Below are 18002 nucleotides of genomic sequence, written 5' to 3'. Positions count from 1 at the left end.
GGCCGCGGTGAACTCAGTTCGCCGCGGCTTTTCTGTCTTCAAGCGGGTATTCGCCGATATAGCCGCGCCAGTGGGTGATGGCATAGCCGAGCACGACAAGGGCGCCGCCCTGATGCGCGAGCGCCAGATCCAGCGGCACCCGATAGACCAGCGTCAAAATACCGATCACGGCCTGCAGACAGACCAGCAGGAACAGGATGACGGCACGCCCCGTATGGACCGAGCCCGGTGCCTTGGACAGTGACACGATCATGTGGATCAGTGTTGCGGCCAGAAGCACATAGGCGCCGCAGCGGTGAACGAACTGCACGGTCTTCGGGTTCTCGAACAGATTGATCCACCAGGGATCGCGCAAGAACAGGTCGGCCGGAACGAAGGCGCGATCCATCATCGGCCAGGTGTTGTAGCTGAGGCCGGCATCGAGGCCTGCGACGAGTGCGCCGAGATAGATCTGGAACAGCGCCAGAAACGCGAGGCCTCCAGCCGCGATATAGGAGTGACGCGTCGGGGCCGCCCCCTGCTTCTGGGGCGTGAGGCCGCGCATGATCCAGACGCAGGCGGAAAAGATCAGACAGGCAATGACCAGGTGTGTGGCGAGGCGGTATTGCGACACGCTGACGAGCTTGGTGAGACCCGACGACACCATCCACCATCCAATGAAGCCCTGAAATCCGCCGAGTGCCAGCGTGCCGACCAGCGGCCAGCGCAGGCGTTTCTCGATGCGACCGGTCACCCAGAAGAAGATCAGCGGCAGGGCGAAGACGAGGCCGATCGAGCGCGCCAGGAAACGGTGCGCCCATTCCCACCAGAAGATGGTCTTGAACTCGTCGACCGTCATGCCGGCGTTGACCAGCTGGTATTGCGGGATGCGCTGATAGAGCTCGAACTCTTCCTGCCATTCTGCCGCATTGAGAGGCGGAATGACGCCGTGGATCGGTTTCCATTCGGTGATCGAGAGACCCGAATCGGTCAGCCGGGTCGCGCCGCCGACCAGGACGAGGCAGAACAGCACGAAGACGACGAAGCCGAGCCAGATACGCACCGATCTGCGGTCGCGCTCGCGGCGTTTTGCTGCCGGATGGATGACATCGATGATGACGCTATCAGTCGCCGACATGCGGAAACTCCTGTCGCTCGAAGAAAGATCAGCCTTGCACGCGCTTGAGAGCACCATGCGGGCGGTAATCTTTCCGCTCCTGGCGTTGATTTGCCCCAAGGACACGTGCAAAACAAGCCCCGATGCTTTGCGGCATCGCGTCGCGGGAGGAGAAACGCGTTGGTCCCACGCCTGAGAAGTTTCATCGGCACGATCATGATCATCGTGCTCGTCATCGTCTACGCGCTGGCTGCAACCACGGTCGCGACGCTGTTGCTCGCGACATCGCCGTGGTGGGTGCATTTCCTCTACTTCCTGCTGTCGGGGCTTTTGTGGATCCTGCCGGCCATGCTGATCATCAAGTGGATGGCGGGCGCACGGCCGAAAGTCTAGGTTATGCCTGGGTTCACCCCGCATTAACCAGCCGTGATAGTATTGGCGGCGGGCGACACAGCAATAAACAGATTGTTGGTGCACGCTGCCTATTCTCCCCGCTTGAAAGACAGCGGAGCGCGTCATGCAAACCTCGAGACTGATTGAAGAGCTTGCGCCGGCAGGGACATCGGGATCGCCTTCCCGTGAGACTGTCCCGTTGCGTTTCGCGCAGATCGAAATGGCAGTCGCGACGGACATGGCGGATCTGAAGTCCGACTGGCACCGTCTGCAGGCGATCAAGCTCAATTCGCTGCATCAGGGTTTCGACTGGTGCGAAGCCTGGGCGAAATCCCACGGCCGCACGCTTGCAGTCGTCGTCGGTCGCATCGACGGTCGCGCCGTGTTTATCCTGCCGCTCGATATCGTGCTTGAAAAAGGCATCCGCGTCGCCCGCCTCCCCGGCAACCATTACAACAATCTCAATACCGGGCTGTTCGATCCCGCACTCGAGGTGGCTTCCGCTGCCGAGCTGAAGCCGTTCCTGCGCATGCTGCGCACGGCGCTTTCTCCTTACGCCGATCTCGTGGTGCTCGATTGCGTGCCGCTCTCCTGGCGCGGCAGTCGGCATCCGCTGAGTGCTCTCGCAACGACGGAGAACCAGAACCATTCGTTCCAGCTGCCGCTATTCCCGAATTTCGAGACGACGCTCGCACAGCTCAACGCCAAGACCCGCCGCAAGAAATTCCGCTCGCAGAGCCGCAAGATCGAAGCGGCCGGCGGCTATGACCATGTGATCCCGCTAGACGCGGACGAAAAGCACGCGCTGCTCGATACGTTCTTCCGCCAGAAGGCGGCGCGGCTGAAAATGTTCGGCCTGCCCGATGTCTTCCACGCGTCCGAGATCCGAGAGTTTTTCCATCGCCTGATAGACGCGCCGACGGATGGGACAGACACTTCGCTCACCCTTCACGCGATCCGCATGCGGGGTGAGCACGAGGGACATGTCGTGGCGATTGCCGGCGTGTCGCGCAAGGGCGACCATGTGATCTGCCAGTTCAGCTCCATCGACGACAGCATCTGCCCGGAAGCAAGCCCCGGCGAGTTGCTGTTCTGGCTGATGATCGAGAAAAGCTGCCACGAAGGCGCGACACTGTTCGATTTCGGCGTGGGCGACCAGCCCTACAAGCGCAGTTGGTGCAGCCAGGAAACCGTGCTGCACGATATTCTCATCGCCATCACGCCGAAGGGTTCCGTCCTCAAACCGCTGATGGTTCTGGCAACGAGGGCGAAGGCTGCGGTGAAGCACAACCCGCGCCTTTACGCACTCTTGCAGAAACTGCGGGCCGCCAAAACGAACAAGGCGGCATGAAAGCCGCCTTGTAGATCGTGGTTCATGAGGTGTGGCTCACGCCACCTGTCGTCCAGCCTTGCGCGGCGAGCTGCGGTCATTGGCGTCAGACATTACCAGCAGGTTGCGAATTCCCTCGCCTTGGAAGTCCTGGACAATCTTTGCGACATCCTCTTCCTTGAACTCAGGCACGGAGAGAATGACCTCCGCCTTTTCGTTGCGGGTCAGTCGCGACAGCATCGGCGCTTCCGCCGGGCCGCATTCGATCAGCACTAGATCATAGGCGTCTGCGAGTGCGTCGACGACCATCGGCAGCCGGTCTGCGCCCCGCATGGCGCGAACCGGATCGGCAGAACCGAACGGGATGATATGCGCATCCGAGAGACGGTCCGGATGGATGGCTTCCCCGAACGCAACCTCGCCGCACAGCAGATCGGTGATGCCGGCAAGCTTGACGTCCTGCGCCATCAGCCGTGTCGGGCAAGCCGAGCCGGTCATGTCGATCAGGGCGACGGTGCGACCGCGCTCCGAAATTTCACGGGCCAACATCACGGTCGCCGTCGAGCCTGCATCGCCACCGGGCGACACGACCAGGCCGATCGGCACCGCACGGCGCTGGAGGTAGCGGGCAACGGACGCGATCGTGAAGGATTCCTCCTCCCCGTCGTTCGCCGGCGGCGCCACGGCAATTTCTTCGACCGGTGGCTCGGCAGCGATCGAAGCCTCCTGCTTCTGATCAACTTCCGCGCCCTTCGCGGCAGCGGCATCCTTGCGGGAGGCAGCCAGCATTTCCTTTGCCGCCGCGAACAGTCTGTGTTCGCGCTTTGGCCGATCTGCAACAGTTTCTGCCGCAACCGGAGCTGCGGCGGGTGTTGTTGCAACCAAAGCGCCGGCAGGGGTCGGTTCGGGCTCGGCCGGGGCCGGTTCGACTGCAGGCGTTGCGACCTCGTGTGGTGTCAGCAGGAAATCGTCCTCGCGACGGCGATTGAGAGGGCGGAGCGCCCGGCCGCTGAACAGTTCGGCGATGATGACGACCAGGCAGCTGACGATCAGTGTCGCAAGCGTCGCCACGATGACGATCGGAATGACCTTCGGAAAGAAGGGTTCCGACGGTTCGACCGCGCTCGATACGATGCGGGCATCCGCAGGGCTTGAATTGGCGTCGCGGCGCGACGTCGCCTCGCGGTAGCGCACGAGATAGGTTTCGAGCAGCTGGCGCTGGGCGGACGCTTCGCGTTCCAGGGCCCGCAGCCCGACTTCCTCTTCACCGGCCTTGGCCGAATCAGCCTTCAAGCCGTTCATCTGCTGCGTCAGCTGACGCTCGCGGAGCCGTGCAATCTCTCTCTCGTTGTCGAGGCTTGCCAGGATCTTCTGGGTTTCACGCTCGATCTGCTGATTGATGCCGCTGAGCTGCGCGCGAAGTCCCCGAAGACGCGGATGGTTGTCGAGCAGGGATGTCGAGAGATCATTGATCTGCGCCTGCAAATTGGTCTGGGTTTCCTTCAGACGCTGGATGACCTGCGATCCCGCGACGTCCGCCAGCGTGTCCGAAGCGCGGCCGGCTCTCAAACCAGCGCGGACGTTTTCCGAACGGGCCTCGGCATTGGCGAGATCGGCGCGAACGCGGGCAAGTTCGGTCGAGATATCGTTCAACTGCTTGCTGGAAAAGCTGTTGGCTTCGCTGGTCTGGAAAAGTCCGTTCGAGGAGCGGTAGTCCGCCACCTTCTTTTCGGCATCGTTGACGCGGGTCGTCAGGTTGGCGATTTCCGGCTCCAACCAGCGGGCGGTTTCGGCATGGGTGTCGACCTTCGAGCCACTCTGGATCTGAAGATAGGCTTCGGCCATCCGGTTCGGCACATCCGCCGCGAGCTTCGGATCATGCGAGGCAAATTCGACGGCGATGACGCGCGAGCCCTCGACCGGATAGACCGACAGCTTTTCGCGGAACTTCTGGATGACCCGGTCTTCCGGATCGATCGCCATCGGATCCTGCTTCAGGCCGACCATCACCAGGAGGTCCGGCAGTGCCGACTGTCCAGCCGGGTCGAATTCCGGGCGATCGGAAAGCTTCAGATCGCGCGCAACCCGCTTGATGAGGTCGGTCGATTGCAGCAGCTGGGCCTGGCTGGTGATGTTCAGCGTGTCCAGAACCGGATCGTTGGAACTGCCTGCCCCTTCCCCGCCGGAGAGGTTCGGCGATCGCGATTCGATCAGCAGCCTGGTTTCGGCCTTGTAGCTGGGTTTGATCAGCGAGGCGCCGACCAGCGCCAGCGCGCCCGCCGCGATCGTCACGGCGAGGATCTTCGCCTTGCGTTCCCAGACGGCCGCGATGACCTGCCTGAGGTCGATATCCACATCCTGATGGCCGCCGTTTACGCCAGACATTGCCCGCTCCAAACTGGTCTATTTGGGCGGACAGTAAATTATCATGGTAACGCTACAGTTAATGAGCCGCGGCTTCGAAGAAAAACCGGACTCTGATCTTGCAGGCATTATTTCCGAGGGTCGTCTCGCCTCTCTTTACCGGGCATTAACCCTAATGGATCGATAACAGGCTCGAAATCGTCGAACCACCACCCCGAGCCTGGGACGCGAACATGCTATTCGCCCAAGACAAGAAAAATCCGACGCGCAACCAGCGCGCCAAAACCGTTCTGGCTCTTGCGGCGGCAGCCGTTGCGATGACGCTGTCGGGCTGCGCCTCATACAAGCCGGCTCCGAAAAGCTTTCAGGAAGCGACGATCCAGCCTTACCGGCTGGACAGCGGCGATCGGCTACGTGTCAGCGTCTTCGAACAGCCGAGCCTTTCCAACACCTATACCGTCGATCAGGCCGGCTATATCGCCTTCCCGCTGATCGGTCAGATCACGGCCCGGGGCCAGACCATGCCGACGCTCGAGGGTGCAATCGCCGCCAAGCTCAAGCAGGGCTATCTGCGCGATCCCGACGTGACGATCGAAATGGATCGTTACCGCCCGGTTTTCGTCATGGGCGAAGTCGGACGACCCGGACAGTATTCCTATGTGCCCGGCATGACGGCACAGAACGCCATCGCAATCGCCGGAGGCTTTACCTCTCGCGGAAACCAGCGCGATGTCGACGTCACACGCAAGATCAACGGCGAGGTCATCACGGGCCGTACGACGATTTCCTCACAGGTCCTCGCTGGCGACACGGTCTACGTCCGCGAGCGGCTGTTCTGACATCATCATGTCGGCTGAGGCCCCTCCCTTGCGCATCCTCCATTGTTTCAGGTCGCCCGTCGGCGGGATCTTCCGCCATGTGCGCGACCTGGTGGAAGAACATCGGGCTGCCGGCCACGAGGTCGGCATCCTCTGCGACAGCTCGACCGGTGGCGAGCACGAGGACAGGTTGTTCGACACGATCCGGCCGCAGCTTTCGCTTGGCCTGACACGAATTCCGATGCGCCGTTCGATCGCTCCTTCCGATCTTGCGGCACTCTACAGAAGCTACAAGCATATCAAGAGCTTGCGGCCGGACATATTGCACGGACACGGCGCCAAGGGCGGCGTTCTGGCGCGATTGATCGGCTCAGCCTTGCGGGTTAACAGGTATTGCGTGGCCCGCCTCTATTCGCCGCACGGCGGCAGTCTGCATTTCGACCGGTCCAGTCTTTCGGGCAAGGTCGTGCTGCAGCTCGAACGGTTCCAGGAACGCTTCGGCGATGCCCTGGTCTTTGTCTGCGATTACGAGCGCCGCACCTACGAGGAAAAGGTCGGAAAACCGCTCAAGACTGCGCGCGTGATCTATAACGGCATTGGCGAAGCCGAGTTCGAGCCGGTCCCAGCGGTCATTTCCGCGGTCGACTTTCTCTATATCGGCATGCTGCGCGACCTTAAGGGACCGGATGTCTTCATCGACGCCTTTGCCCGAACGGAACGCGCGGTCGGTCGGCCGCTCTCGGCGCTGATGGTCGGCGACGGTCCGGACCGTGAGCGCTATGAAGCCATGATTTCCGAACGTGGCCTTGGCCGCCGGCTGACGATGATGCCGGCCATGCCCGCCCGCAAGGCGTTCGCCCTCACAAATTTCGTCGTCGTTCCGTCGCGCGCGGAAGCGATGCCCTATATCGTGCTGGAAGCGCTTGCCGCCGGGAAACCCGTCATCGCATCGCGTGTCGGCGGCATTCCCGAAGTGCTGGGTGTGAAAAGTGCGGCCCTTGCCGTCCCCGGCGACGCCGCAAGCCTTTCCGACGTGATGACGCAGGCACTGCAGACACCGGAGTGGCATGACCGCGTCATGCCGAAGCCGTCCGATTTTAAGGCAGTGTTTTCCGCCTCCGTTATGGCGGACGACATGCTTCACTTGTACCAGGATCTACTCGGCCAAATCCCTGACCGAAGGTACAGCTAAAGGCTTCTTTAGCTTCTTTTTGCTACTGGACTGAGACTACTTCTGCGCCTTCGCGGCAGCTGAGTCGAGGATCCTGGCATGAGCCCGCTGAACAAGCCCGATGAATTCGACGTCGAAAGCCTTCGCCGCAAGGTCTCAGAGATGCGTGCGAGCGAGGAGAAGGAAGCGGGCGCGGTCCTCAATCCCTTCGCACGCCAGATCGCCCAGCAGTTCCGCGAAACCAGCTATTCGCCATCCCTGCTGGTCGGACTGATCCGGCTTACCGAATTTGCCGCGATCCTGATTGTCGGCCTCATCGTCGACCTGATCTACGGCGCGACCGAGATGTCGCTTTCCCGCCTGGTCATCATCACCTTCGGTTCTGCCATCACGCTTCTGCTTCTGCAGATTGCCGACACCTATCAGATCCCCTCCCTGAGGTCCGCCAACAGGACCTTGAAGCGGGTTCTCATCACATGGGCCTTCGGTTTTGTCCTGACCAATCTCGCGCTCAGCTTTGCCGCGGGCGGCTGGGTGCCCGTGACCGGTCTCATCGTCTGGTTCTCCGTCAGCTGCGTCGTCCTTGCCGCCGAGCGGCAGGCGATCGCGCTTGGCATCCGCCACTGGGCGCGCAACGGCGTGATGGAACGCCGCGCCGTAATTGTCGGCGGCGGCGAACCTGCCAAGCAACTGGTGCGCGCTTTGGAACGCCAGTCGGATAATGACATCCGCATCTGCGGCATCTTCGACGACCGCAACAGCGACCGCTCGCCAACCGTCGTTGCCGGCTACCCGAAGCTCGGTACCTTTGCCGAGCTTGTGGAATTCTCGCGCCTTGCCCGTATCGACATGCTCATCATCGCGCTTCCTGCCAGCGCCGAGCAGCGTATCCTGCAGCTTCTGCGCAAACTCTGGGTTCTGCCGGTCGATATCCGGCTCGCGGCGCATGCGAACCGCCTGCGCTTCCGCCCACGGGCCTATAGTCACGTCGGCACCGTTCCGATGTTCGATATTTTCGACAAGCCGATCCGCGACTGGGATTCGGTCGCAAAGCGCATCTTCGATATCGTCTTTGCCGTGTTCGCGATCGCCTGCCTCTGGCCCGTCATGCTGGCTGCTGGCATTGCCGTGAAGCTCAGCTCGAAAGGGCCGATGCTGTTTCGCCAGAAGCGCCACGGCTTCAACAATGAGATCATCAACGTTCTCAAATTCCGCTCGATGTACACGAGCATGAGCGACCAGACCGCGATCAGGGCCGTGACCAAGGGCGATCCGCGGGTCACGCCCGTCGGCCGGTTTCTGCGCAAGTCCTCGATCGACGAGCTACCGCAGCTGTTCAACGTGCTGAAAGGAGAGCTGTCTCTCGTTGGTCCCCGTCCGCATGCGGTCAGTGCCCAGACTGGCGAACGCAGATATGTGGACGTCGTCGAAGGCTACTTCGCCCGCCACCGCGTGAAACCCGGCGTGACTGGCTGGGCGCAGATCAACGGACTGCGCGGCGAGTTGGACAGCGACGAAAAGATCCGTGCCCGCACCGCCCACGATCTCGACTATATCGAGAACTGGTCGATCCTGTTCGACCTCAAGATCCTGTTCCTGACACCGATCCGGCTTCTCAACACGGACAATGCATATTGACGACGCTGGCCGCACATGAGACCCGGCCGTTCAACGTCCAGCTGGCCGTTTTTGCCCTCGTGGCCAATGGCATGCTGGCCTTCGGCGTGTTTCTGTCCGGCTTCGTCATGTCGGAGCCTGCCCCTTACGAACTGATGATGGTGGCCCAGATCGGCCTCTGGTTCCTGTTTGGGCTCAGGATCTCGCGCACCGTCGCGATGCTGATGGCGATGCTGCTGATCTTCAACATCAGTGGTCTGTTTTCCATCTTCGTAATGAAGGATTCGTCCGGCGCCGGCATGTATTATGCGGTCTCGATCTTTCTTGCGCTCACCGCCGTGTTCTTTGCAGCGGTCATAGAGAACGACCATCGGCGGCTGAAGATCATCTTTCATGCCTGGGTGGCGGCCGCCATCATCACGGCCACTCTCGGCATCCTCGGCTATTTCGACGCGTTTCCCGGGGCCCATGTCTTTACCCGCTATAACCGCGCGATGGGCGCCTTTCAGGACCCCAACGTGTTCGGCCCCTATCTGGTCGGCCCGCTCCTCTATCTCCTTTACCGCATGCTGACCGGCCCGGTCATCCGTACCCCCCTTCTCATCCTCGGCATGCTGGTGCTGGCGATCGGCATCTTCCTGTCGTTTTCACGCGCGGCCTGGGGCCTCCTGCTGTTCGGTGCCATTGCACTGATCGTCCTCATGCTCCTCAAGGAGCGCACGACGGCATTCCGCCTGAAGATCCTGGTCATCTCGATTTGTGCCGGCGTGGCTCTCGTGCTCGCCCTTGCGATCGCTTTGCAGATCCCGCAGATCGCCGACCTGTTTTCCAACCGTGCGAAACTGGTGCAGGATTACGACGGCGCGCGGCTTGGTCGCTTCGAGCGGCACAAGATGGGCTTCCTGATGGCGATGGAGCGACCGCTCGGCATGGGACCGATGGCGCTTGGAAAAATCTTCGGCGAAGACGAGCACAATATCTGGCTGAAGACACTCACGACCTATGGCTGGGTGGGTGCGGTGACGTATCAGATCATGATCTGGTCCAGCCTGTGGATGGGCTTCCGCTATATGCTGCGCGAGAGGCCTTGGCAGCCTTTTCTGATGATTGCATGGGTCCTGATCCTGGGACATGCGATGATCGGCAACGTCATCGACACCGACCACTGGCGGCATTTCTATCTCTCGCTCGGCATTCTCTGGGCGTGCGTCGCCCTGGAAAACCGCTATCAGCGAAACACCACTGCCGCGATGCCGCCGTTACAGGCCTGAGTTGTTGCCTCAAGCGCAAGTCCTTGACATTGGGTCGCCTTGCGCCAGATTTCTCGTATGTTGACCTCATCACAAATTCGCGCAGCGCGCGCACTCACCGGCATCTCGAAAGAGGCGCTTTGCGCCGCTTCGGGCCTGTCCGCCGTCGAATTCGACAACGCGGAGGCCCATGACGCCCTGCCCGACCCAACCATCAGTGAGAGACTGAGGGCATTCTTCGAGACAAGGGGCGTTATATTCCTGGCAGCCGGCGACGGCGGATCCGGAATGGGACCGGGTGTGAGACTGAAGCAAGACGGTCAGGAAGAGGGCATGCGCCCCGAAGATCTCAACGCCGCAAACGACGATTGAAAAAAACCTGAAACTCGCTGGAACATATTGAGCTCATAGGCGTTTCCCGGCCAGAATTGCATAGTCGGGGAAATTCATGACGCGTTCCAATAATCTGTACTTCATCATCGGCGCTCTCGTTGTTCTGGTCGTCGGTCTGGGGTTCTATGTCTACCGCGAAGAAACCAAGCCAAAGGGCGTAGAATTCAGCATCGGCCAAGACGGCGTCAAGGTCGAGGAAAAGTAGTTTCTCCGGGAAAACCGAGCTTAAGAATTTCTTTATTTAGAGTCGTTTTGTATGCACTGGATATTGGAGGATACCATCCTCCAATATCTGTGAGGGGGCACAATGTCGCATATTACATCCGTCGATCTTCAGCAGTGCGGAATGAAGAAGGTGTGGAGCGTAACTGACTTCGCCCGCCGTTACCGTCTCGACAAGGACGAAGAAAACCGTCTTCTGCAGCTCCTGGGGTCGTTTGCTTCCGAGCAGGAGCTTCTGATGAATGCGAGCCGGACAGCGCGTTTTCGCTAACGCGAACTACTATCGCGTCTGCTACGCCTATACTTGCTGATTGATCGCAGGCGGAACTTTACCACTCACAAATCAGTTACATCCCCGTGAATATCTTGCGCCGCAGGCCCTGCCACGGCTCCATACACGGAGGATACAATGATCAATGTTTTCGCAAAGGCAGGCCTGGCCTTGGCCTTGTCCGTCTGCACCCTTGGTGCGGCCACTGCCCCGGCATCGGCCCAAGACGTACAGCTGCGCATCGGACCTGACGGCGTGCGCCCGGTGATCCGCGACAGGGATCGCGATTACGACAGACGCGATCGCCGCATGGGCTGCAGCCCTGGCGAAGCACGCGCCGCCGCTCGCGACGAAGGCTTCCGTCAGACGGAGATCGTCCGCGCCACTCGCCGCAGCATCACCGTCCAGGGCATGACCCGTCGGGGTCCCGACCGGATCACCTTCGCCAATCGCCCTGGTTGCCCGGAAATCTAAGACTGACTGAAAAGGCCCCGCAAGTGCGGGGCCTTTTTTTGCTCGAGCTGTATCTCGACAACAGCGGCAAAAATGAAAAAGGGTCAGCTCGTGTTTCGGAGCTGACCCTTTTAGATCGAAATGCACTGGCCGTTACCGCCAGAAATCCAGAACTTAGAATACGAATGCGTAGAGCAGCACGATTACAAGGATCGGAACGCCCATCGCCCAAAGTACAACACCCTTCAACATCACATTCTCCTTTGTTTTCCTATCTGACAACGCGTCGGGAACACTGACGTTCCAGCCAAATGCAAATTGTAGTCAGATAAGTCGAACGCGGTTCGGGATGATCCATCATTCGTTCACAGGTTCTGGTGAGTGACGTGGCAACAGGATGGCGTGACGAAAGACGAGTTCACCAGTGGCGAGCTCAGGTCAAAGCGGCTCTGGGGGAGCCTGTCGCCGAAGGAAGAATGGTCGGAATGGCCGGATTCGAACCGACGACCCCTTGACCCCCAGTCAAGTGCGCTACCGGGCTGCGCTACATTCCGCCACATCGCTTCGAGCCGGCGGACCGGCGTCGCGTGAAGCATGCATTCCATACTGACATGATCTTCACCACGCAAGGAAAAAATCGGCTTTCAATGGATCTCGGATCGACGGTCTTGCTTCAACAAGAAAGCCGGCCCCATTGTCTGGAGCCGGCCTATCAGGACGCCTTGGCGACTACCCTATCAGTAGGGCGAGTAGCACAGCTGGCGCGGGCCGTTATAGGGCTGGAACGTATTGTCATAAGCCCTGTAGGACCGGTAGCGGTTGGCGCACCAGTTGACGTGCGCGCTATTGGCGTTCACGTAACGACGTGGCTGCACGTAACGCGGTTCGGCGTAGCGCGGCTGGGATGCAATGGCACCGCCAATCAGAGCGCCGGCAGCAAGACCGCCGATGATCGCACCTGAATTGTGGCCACGGTAGTGGCGACCGCGGTAATAGTCGCCGCGGCGGTAGTCGCGATGGTGACGATAGTAGCGACGACCTTCCCAACGATCACGATGCCGCCACTGAACCTGCTGGACCTGATCAACGCTCTGCGGCGCTTCGATGGTCTTCGGTGCGTTGACGACAGGGAAGGCGTGTGCCGGTACCATGCTCGTCAGTGCCGTCATGGCCGAGACGACAATGATTGCGAGTTTTTTCACGTTTGCATCTCCTCTTGTGTTTCCTCGTAGGTAAATGTTGTACCTTCGCGTTTGAACCAGAGGTGAACGGTAAATTTACAGTGAGTTCATGTAAGCAGGTATCGGATCAACGAACCTGGTCCAGCAGGCGCTTGCATTCCAGAAGGTCAAACAGTGCCTCCTGTAGCAGGGCACGGTCTTCCTTGCCGACACTCGATTTTCCAACCGAGACTTCCAACTGGTCCTCCCCGGCACCGCCGAAACCGAAGAACCGGCCGCTCGGCTTTACCTTCGGGCGCCCGACGACCTGATCTTCTTCCTGGGTGGAAATTTTCGGCTCGGCATTCTTCTCGCTGTTGGCCGCCATGATGGCTTCCATCGTGGCGATATCACCCGATGCGATTGCTGAGACGAACTTGTTGCCATTCGTCTTCAGGAGCTTCTGAACGCCCTTGATCGTGTATCCGTGGTCGTAGAGAAGGTGACGGATCCCCTTCAACAGGTCCACGTCCTCCGGGCGGTAGTAGCGACGGCCGCCTCCCCGCTTCATCGGCTTGATCTGCGGAAACCGCGTTTCCCAGAAGCGCAGGACGTGTTGCGGCAGGTCGAGATCGTCAGCGACTTCGCTGATGGTGCGGAATGCGTCCGGGCTCTTGTCCAAGTGTCAATCTCCAGGGATCGAACGGCCGTGCGGCGCGAAAGGGGTCAGCACGAAAGGCTGGACGAGGATTATGCGTCGAATCGCACATTTCTCAACGGCTTGCACCGAAAGATTCAAGTGTGTTCACAAGATTGGTGTTTTGGCAGGGGTGCCAGCGTGCAAAACGGGCGTGTCAGCTCGCAGGGCTTGCCGGCTTCTGCTTGACCTTGCGCAATGTGTGCGCTTTGAGGATGCGTTGCTTCAAAACATTGGATGCCTTGAAGGTCATCACCCGGCGGGGTGAGATCGGTACTTCCTCGCCTGTCTTCGGATTGCGACCGATGCGCTCGTTCTTGGCGCGCACCTGAAATGTCGCAAACGACGAAAGCTTGACCATTTCGCCGCGAACGATGGCGTTGCAGATTTCGTCGATTACCGTTTCGACGAGTTCCGCCGATTCCGTGCGAGAGAGGCCAACCTTGCGAAAAACCGATTCCGCCAGATCCGCGCGTGTGACTGTCTTGCCGGCCATGGTCCCCCGCCTGATTTAATGTGATATTATCAAAGCCCGCAAACAGTATTTTGGTTGTGCCCCACGGTCAAGCGCCCCCGGGCCAAGCATCTGTTCGGCATTGATTATTTCATAATATGGCTCAGGTTTTCAGCCGGCATCACCAGCGGATCAGGACGGCACCCCAGGTGAAGCCGCCACCCATGGCTTCCAGCATCACAAGATCGCCCTTCTTGATGCGACCGTCGGCACAGGCAACTGAAAGCGCAAGCGGGATCGATGCCGCAGACGTGTTGCCGTGAATGTCGACGGTGACGACGACTTTCTCGGTGGGAATGTTGAGCTTCTTGGCAGATCCATCAATGATACGACGGTTGGCCTGGTGCGGTACCAGCCAGTCGATATCCTCGGCAGTCGTGCCGGTCGCCTCGAATGCGTCCTCGATCACGTCGGTGATCATAGCCACCGCATGCTTGAAGACCTCACGGCCTTCCATCTTCAGGTGCCCGACCGTGCCGGTCGTCGATGGGCCGCCATCGACGTAGAGCTTGTCCTTGTGGGATCCGTCCGAGCGCAGATGCGCCGTCAGGATACCGCGGTCGGCAATCGTGCCCTCGCCTTCCTGAGCCTCCAGCACAACGGCGCCGGCGCCATCGCCGAACAGCACGCAGGTTGTGCGGTCGTTCCAGTCCAGAATGCGGGAAAAGGTTTCGGCGCCGATCACCAGCGCGCGCTTCGCAAGCCCGCCACGCAGGTGGAGGTCTGCCGTCGTCATCGCGTAAACGAAGCCGCTGCAGACCGCCTGCATGTCGAAAGCGTAGCCATGCTTCATGCCGAGCCGGTTCTGGATCTCGACGGCGGTCGCGGGAAAGGTGTTGTTCGGCGTCGAAGTCGCCAGAAGGACCAGATCGATGTCGTCAGGTGTCAGGCCAGCATTATCGAGCGCTGCCCGCGCCGCCTTCTCACCGAGCGATGCCGTCGTTTCGTCGTCGCCGGCGATGTAGCGCTGGGTGATGCCGGTGCGCTGGACGATCCACTCGTCCGACGTGTCGACCATCGTCTCCAGCTCGCGATTGGTGACGACCCGTTTCGGGAGCGCTGCCCCGTAACCGCGAACAACTGATCGAATCATAGTCAAATCACATCCTAACGTCATGCGGCTTCAGGGCCGGCCGGCGGCAGGCGTCTGGCATGATAAATCTTCAAATCCTGCGAAATTTTGGCGTTGAGGTCGTTTCGCGCCATGTCGTAGCCGACTGCGATCGCGGCCGCGATGCCTTCGGCGTTGGCGCTACCGTGGCTCTTGATCACAATACCGTTGAGGCCGAGAAAGACACCGCCATTGACCTTGTTCGGGTCCATCTTCTCGCGCAAGCGATCGAATGCTGGCTTTGCGAGAAGGTAGCCGATCCGGGCAAGCAGCGTGCGCGACATGGATTCGCGCAGAAGCGTGGCGATCTGGCGCGCGGTTCCCTCGGCGGTCTTTAGAGCGATATTGCCGGTAAAGCCTTCGGTCACCACAACGTCGACGGTGCCCCGACCGATATCGTCTCCCTCGACGAAACCGTGATAGGAGAGGTGCGGAAGGTTGGCTTCGCGGATCAGCCGACCGGCTTCCTTCACCTCTTCCTGCCCCTTGACCTCTTCGACACCGACATTGAGAAGGCCGACGGTCGGGCAATCGACTTCAAACAGAGCCCGCGCCATAGCGCCGCCCATCAGGGCGAAATCGAGCAGCTGCTGGCTGTCAGCGCCAATCGTCGCGCCGATATCGAGAACGATGCTTTCGCCCTTCAGCGTCGGCCAGATGCCTGCAATTGCGGGGCGTTCGATACTCGCCAACGTGCGAAGACAGAATTTCGACATTGCCATCAGCGCACCGGTATTGCCGGCGGACACAACGACATCAGCTTCGCCAAGCTTCACGGCTTCGATGGAACGCCACATGGTCGACACATAGCGACCACGGCGTAGCGCCGCACTCGGCTTCTCGTCCATGGCAACGGCCAGTTCACACGCATGGAACACGGACCGCTCGCGCAATTTCGGATAGCGCGCAAGCCACGGCTCGCATTCGGCTTTCAGTCCGTAGAGGAGAAAACTGACGTCGGGATGGCGTTCGAGCGCCTTCGCGGCGCCCGCCATGACGACCTCGGGGCCAAAGTCGCCACCCATGGCGTCAATCGAAATTCTGATCACGCGTCCCTGATCCTTGTTTTAACCGGCCGCACGCGCCTGCAACGAATGCCTGCGCCGACTTTTGCTTCTTCAGTGGGCACGCTCATGCGCCGCCCTGCCGGCGAAATCGTGGCCAAAATATAGGTTTTGTTTCTGCTTACAACCGGTCTCAGTCTTTTTTCCAATCCTTGAGCGCAGCAAACGGATTGGGTTTGGTCGCCGGATCGTTCGGGTCGCTCTCGATATGGTCCTTGAAATCGATGCCCGGCCTGCGCGGATAAGGGTCTATCGCCAGTGCCACGAACTCGGCAACGACCTCGCCCGCATCGATCGTATCGCCGACAAACATTTCCGGCAGGTCCGGACCATCAGGATCGACCACCATCTCGGCGCTTTCGGCAGTGACGACGCGCGCAAGCTTGGATCCCTCAGGCACGAAGACCTGATCGAAATCTTCTGAAATGGTCGACGAGACAGGATCAAGCGTCACCACGCAGGCCTGGGTGACGGCGGCCTTGACGTGGCCCTTGAGGCGCACGCCGTCCTTCTTCCAGCGGGCAATGTAGATTTCCGCCTTCAACGAATTGACCGATACGACGTCCCAGAGAACGGCCAAGCCCTTCAGCTCGTTTTCATCGGCTTCAACAGTGACAGTGACGGGATTGGCCGAAATGTTTCCGACCTTCACAGGATAGGAGAACGGAGGCTTGCCGCCTTTGGCCTTGCTGGGTTCTTGATCGCGTTTCATTGTTCCTCGCCTTCCCGGACCGGCTGCGGCACGACCAGCAGCCCACGGGAAATCGTATCTTCTGAGACCGCTGACATAGCGGTTTCGGTGGTTGTCATCCAGTGCGCAAGTGCGCTCATGTCTTGTATATCGGTGGCTTTAGGATGGATATTACGGTGCAGCGCTGCGGCAAGCGCGGTCTCGTCGCCGCTGTCGAGAGCTGCGGCATAGGTTTCGAGCCGACCGTAGAACATGCCCGCGAGCTTCTTCATCCGCTTCGGAACCCCCTGGTCGCCGATGCCGAGCTCGCGAATCGAATGGTCGATATCCTGAAAGAAGGCATCGACGATCTCCTGCGCCAGTTCCTGCCCGCTCGGCCCCGACTTCGCCGTCCGGCGAAAAAACAGGATCATCACGATGGACAGCATTTCAAACCGGCCCATCACGGTATCGGGTACGCCGAAATCCTCGTAGAACACGGGGATGCGCGCTGCCGACGTCAGGGCGTAGTATTGCCGGTTGACGATGGTCTGATTGCTGTTTTTCTTTTTGAACAGGCCGAATATCATCGTGTTTCCTGCATTTGCCTTCATGTTTGCGTCATGGTCGAAGCTGGCGATGTTGCATGCAAACGAAAGCTGGTTTACCGAAGCAGGCACGAATTGCAATGCATTCGCCATCGGCGGGCTTCGGTTCGGCTATCCGGAAGCGGCAGTCAGCTGTCCCCGGAATAGCCACAATGGTATGAGCAGCAGAGTAACCGGCTTCCGCCGGCACATCGACATGTGGGGGATACCGTTGAAGAAGCGGGTTTTCGGATACGAAATGAAAGCGTTGAGCAAAACGGCGGCGGCCCTTGTCGTTGCATCGATTGCAGTTTCCGGCTGCACATCCATGGAAATCGGCGACACGATGTACAACGGCTATGTCGTTGACCAGCAGTCGCTGAACCTGATCCCTGTCGGTTCAAGCCGCGAGCAGGTGATCCTGACCATGGGTACACCGTCGACGACCGCGACCTTCGATACGGAAGTGTTCTATTACATTTCCCAGAAGCGCCACCGTCGGGCAGCCTTCATGAAGCCGCAGATCGTCGAGCAGAGCGTGCTTGCCATCTATTTCGACAAGAACGGCGTGGTCGCCCAGCGCGCCAACTACGCACTTCAGGACGGCAAGGTGTTCGACACGATCTCGCGCACGACGCCAACCGGCGGCCGCGACCTTACCTTCCTGCAGCAGCTTCTGTCGGGTGGTTCCGGAGCAGCAAGCGGCGGTGCCGGCCAGATCCGCAACATGCTGCAGAGCATGGGCAACTAACAAGCGCATTTCCGAATATCAAAAAGCCCGCGATACCAATGGTACCGCGGGCTTTCTTTTGTCTGGATGA

20 protein-coding genes and 1 tRNA gene are annotated in these 18002 nt (G+C 59.9%); 11 read left to right on the top strand and 10 right to left on the bottom strand.

Features of this window, described 5'->3' with window-relative positions; genetic code table 11:
• Positions 1-13 precede the first annotated feature (13 nt).
• On the bottom strand, positions 14-1117 hold the full coding sequence (locus tag ASF70_RS12235) for a COX15/CtaA family protein (RefSeq protein ID WP_062580252.1): 1104 nt from the start codon (positions 1115-1117) through the stop codon (positions 14-16).
• Positions 1118-1276: 159 nt separating this feature from the next.
• On the opposite strand from ASF70_RS12235, the gene ASF70_RS12230 reads away from it, so the two are divergent.
• On the top strand, positions 1277-1489 hold the full coding sequence (locus tag ASF70_RS12230) for a DUF2842 domain-containing protein (RefSeq protein WP_062453259.1): 213 nt from the start codon (positions 1277-1279) through the stop codon (positions 1487-1489).
• 124 nt (positions 1490-1613) lie between these two features.
• Complete coding sequence (locus ASF70_RS12225; protein ID WP_082471874.1) at positions 1614-2840, top strand: GNAT family N-acetyltransferase; 1227 nt, start codon at positions 1614-1616, stop codon at positions 2838-2840.
• Between the two features lie 36 nt (positions 2841-2876).
• On the opposite strand, the gene ASF70_RS12220 is transcribed toward ASF70_RS12225, so the two are convergent.
• On the bottom strand, positions 2877-5204 hold the full coding sequence (locus ASF70_RS12220; protein ID WP_062579968.1) for an exopolysaccharide transport family protein: 2328 nt from the start codon (positions 5202-5204) through the stop codon (positions 2877-2879).
• A 296-nt stretch (positions 5205-5500) separates the two neighbouring features.
• Here ASF70_RS12220 and ASF70_RS12215 point away from each other — a divergent pair, with 296 nt between their 5' ends.
• The 8 genes from ASF70_RS12215 (at position 5501) to ASF70_RS12185 (ending at position 11399) form a co-directional block, all read left to right on the top strand.
• Complete coding sequence (locus tag ASF70_RS12215) at positions 5501-6022, top strand: polysaccharide biosynthesis/export family protein (RefSeq protein ID WP_062454730.1); 522 nt, start codon at positions 5501-5503, stop codon at positions 6020-6022.
• Positions 6023-6029: 7 nt separating this feature from the next.
• On the top strand, positions 6030-7193 hold the full coding sequence (locus ASF70_RS12210) for a glycosyltransferase family 4 protein (RefSeq protein WP_062579966.1): 1164 nt from the start codon (positions 6030-6032) through the stop codon (positions 7191-7193).
• A gap of 78 nt (positions 7194-7271) precedes the next feature.
• Positions 7272-8810, top strand: a complete 1539-nt coding sequence (locus ASF70_RS12205) for an undecaprenyl-phosphate glucose phosphotransferase (RefSeq protein ID WP_062453263.1) — start codon at positions 7272-7274, stop codon at positions 8808-8810.
• A 5-nt stretch (positions 8811-8815) separates the two neighbouring features.
• Complete coding sequence (locus ASF70_RS12200) at positions 8816-10060, top strand: O-antigen ligase family protein (protein WP_244474033.1); 1245 nt, start codon at positions 8816-8818, stop codon at positions 10058-10060.
• Positions 10061-10117: 57 nt separating this feature from the next.
• Positions 10118-10411, top strand: a complete 294-nt coding sequence (locus tag ASF70_RS12195; RefSeq protein ID WP_062579963.1) for a hypothetical protein — start codon at positions 10118-10120, stop codon at positions 10409-10411.
• 76 nt (positions 10412-10487) lie between these two features.
• Positions 10488-10637: a hypothetical protein gene (locus ASF70_RS24340; RefSeq protein ID WP_092661949.1), complete on the top strand. Its 150-nt coding sequence runs from the start codon at positions 10488-10490 to the stop codon at positions 10635-10637.
• A gap of 102 nt (positions 10638-10739) precedes the next feature.
• Positions 10740-10925, top strand: a complete 186-nt coding sequence (locus ASF70_RS12190; protein WP_062579962.1) for a hypothetical protein — start codon at positions 10740-10742, stop codon at positions 10923-10925.
• 138 nt (positions 10926-11063) lie between these two features.
• Complete coding sequence (locus tag ASF70_RS12185; protein ID WP_062579960.1) at positions 11064-11399, top strand: hypothetical protein; 336 nt, start codon at positions 11064-11066, stop codon at positions 11397-11399.
• A 456-nt stretch (positions 11400-11855) separates the two neighbouring features.
• Here ASF70_RS12185 and ASF70_RS12180 read toward each other — a convergent pair.
• The 8 genes from ASF70_RS12180 to ASF70_RS12145 all read right to left on the bottom strand — a co-directional run bounded on the left by ASF70_RS12180 (position 11856) and on the right by ASF70_RS12145 (position 17184).
• Positions 11856-11932: transfer RNA gene (locus ASF70_RS12180), tRNA-Pro, on the bottom strand.
• Positions 11933-12115: 183 nt separating this feature from the next.
• The gene (locus ASF70_RS12175) at positions 12116-12580 is read right to left on the bottom strand and encodes a BA14K family protein (protein WP_062579958.1); all 465 of its coding nucleotides are present in this window, start codon (positions 12578-12580) and stop codon (positions 12116-12118) included.
• A 106-nt stretch (positions 12581-12686) separates the two neighbouring features.
• Positions 12687-13220, bottom strand: a complete 534-nt coding sequence (locus ASF70_RS12170; RefSeq protein WP_062453269.1) for a MerR family transcriptional regulator — start codon at positions 13218-13220, stop codon at positions 12687-12689.
• Positions 13221-13392: 172 nt separating this feature from the next.
• Positions 13393-13731, bottom strand: a complete 339-nt coding sequence (locus ASF70_RS12165) for an integration host factor subunit alpha (protein WP_062453270.1) — start codon at positions 13729-13731, stop codon at positions 13393-13395.
• Positions 13732-13870: 139 nt separating this feature from the next.
• Complete coding sequence (locus ASF70_RS12160; protein ID WP_062453271.1) at positions 13871-14842, bottom strand: beta-ketoacyl-ACP synthase III; 972 nt, start codon at positions 14840-14842, stop codon at positions 13871-13873.
• 20 nt (positions 14843-14862) lie between these two features.
• Positions 14863-15909 (bottom strand): phosphate acyltransferase PlsX, encoded by a 1047-nt coding sequence (gene plsX / locus ASF70_RS12155; protein ID WP_062453272.1) that lies wholly within the window; start codon positions 15907-15909, stop codon positions 14863-14865.
• Positions 15910-16057: 148 nt separating this feature from the next.
• Positions 16058-16636 carry a DUF177 domain-containing protein gene (locus ASF70_RS12150; RefSeq protein ID WP_062579955.1) on the bottom strand — a complete coding sequence of 193 codons (579 nt, stop codon included), beginning with the start codon at positions 16634-16636 and terminating at the stop codon, positions 16058-16060.
• On the bottom strand, positions 16633-17184 hold the full coding sequence (locus tag ASF70_RS12145) for a ubiquinol-cytochrome C chaperone family protein (RefSeq protein WP_062579953.1): 552 nt from the start codon (positions 17182-17184) through the stop codon (positions 16633-16635). Before ASF70_RS12145 ends, ASF70_RS12150 begins: the two co-directional genes overlap by 4 nt.
• Before the next feature lie 223 nt (positions 17185-17407).
• Here ASF70_RS12145 and ASF70_RS12140 point away from each other — a divergent pair, with 223 nt between their 5' ends.
• Positions 17408-17932, top strand: coding sequence for an outer membrane protein assembly factor BamE (locus ASF70_RS12140; RefSeq protein ID WP_062454732.1), 525 nt, complete (start codon positions 17408-17410; stop codon positions 17930-17932).
• Positions 17933-18002 lie beyond the last annotated feature (70 nt).

Origin of the sequence: Rhizobium sp. Leaf321, from assembly GCF_001423215.1 — a bacterium.
Classification (GTDB): Bacteria; Pseudomonadota; Alphaproteobacteria; order Rhizobiales; family Rhizobiaceae; genus Neorhizobium; species Neorhizobium soli.
This window is presented reverse-complemented; position numbering and strand designations above follow the sequence as displayed.

Bases quoted from the DNA above. Each gene is read 5' to 3' on its own strand.
- ASF70_RS12205 (WP_062453263.1), top strand. From the start codon at position 7,272: ATGAGCCCGCTGAACAAGCCCGATGAATTCGACGTCGAAAGCCTTCGC.
- ASF70_RS12160 (WP_062453271.1), bottom strand. From the start codon at position 14,842: ATGATTCGATCAGTTGTTCGCGGTTACGGGGCAGCGCTCCCGAAACGG.
- ASF70_RS12195 (WP_062579963.1), top strand. From the start codon at position 10,118: ATGTTGACCTCATCACAAATTCGCGCAGCGCGCGCACTCACCGGCATC.
- ASF70_RS12150 (WP_062579955.1), bottom strand. From the start codon at position 16,636: ATGAAACGCGATCAAGAACCCAGCAAGGCCAAAGGCGGCAAGCCTCCG.
- ASF70_RS12190 (WP_062579962.1), top strand. From the start codon at position 10,740: ATGTCGCATATTACATCCGTCGATCTTCAGCAGTGCGGAATGAAGAAG.
- ASF70_RS12225 (WP_082471874.1), top strand. From the start codon at position 1,614: ATGCAAACCTCGAGACTGATTGAAGAGCTTGCGCCGGCAGGGACATCG.
- ASF70_RS12145 (WP_062579953.1), bottom strand. From the start codon at position 17,184: ATGATATTCGGCCTGTTCAAAAAGAAAAACAGCAATCAGACCATCGTC.
- ASF70_RS12210 (WP_062579966.1), top strand. From the start codon at position 6,030: ATGTCGGCTGAGGCCCCTCCCTTGCGCATCCTCCATTGTTTCAGGTCG.
- ASF70_RS24340 (WP_092661949.1), top strand. From the start codon at position 10,488: ATGACGCGTTCCAATAATCTGTACTTCATCATCGGCGCTCTCGTTGTT.
- ASF70_RS12185 (WP_062579960.1), top strand. From the start codon at position 11,064: ATGATCAATGTTTTCGCAAAGGCAGGCCTGGCCTTGGCCTTGTCCGTC.
- ASF70_RS12165 (WP_062453270.1), bottom strand. From the start codon at position 13,731: ATGGCCGGCAAGACAGTCACACGCGCGGATCTGGCGGAATCGGTTTTT.
- ASF70_RS12215 (WP_062454730.1), top strand. From the start codon at position 5,501: ATGACGCTGTCGGGCTGCGCCTCATACAAGCCGGCTCCGAAAAGCTTT.
- ASF70_RS12220 (WP_062579968.1), bottom strand. From the start codon at position 5,204: ATGTCTGGCGTAAACGGCGGCCATCAGGATGTGGATATCGACCTCAGG.
- ASF70_RS12235 (WP_062580252.1), bottom strand. From the start codon at position 1,117: ATGTCGGCGACTGATAGCGTCATCATCGATGTCATCCATCCGGCAGCA.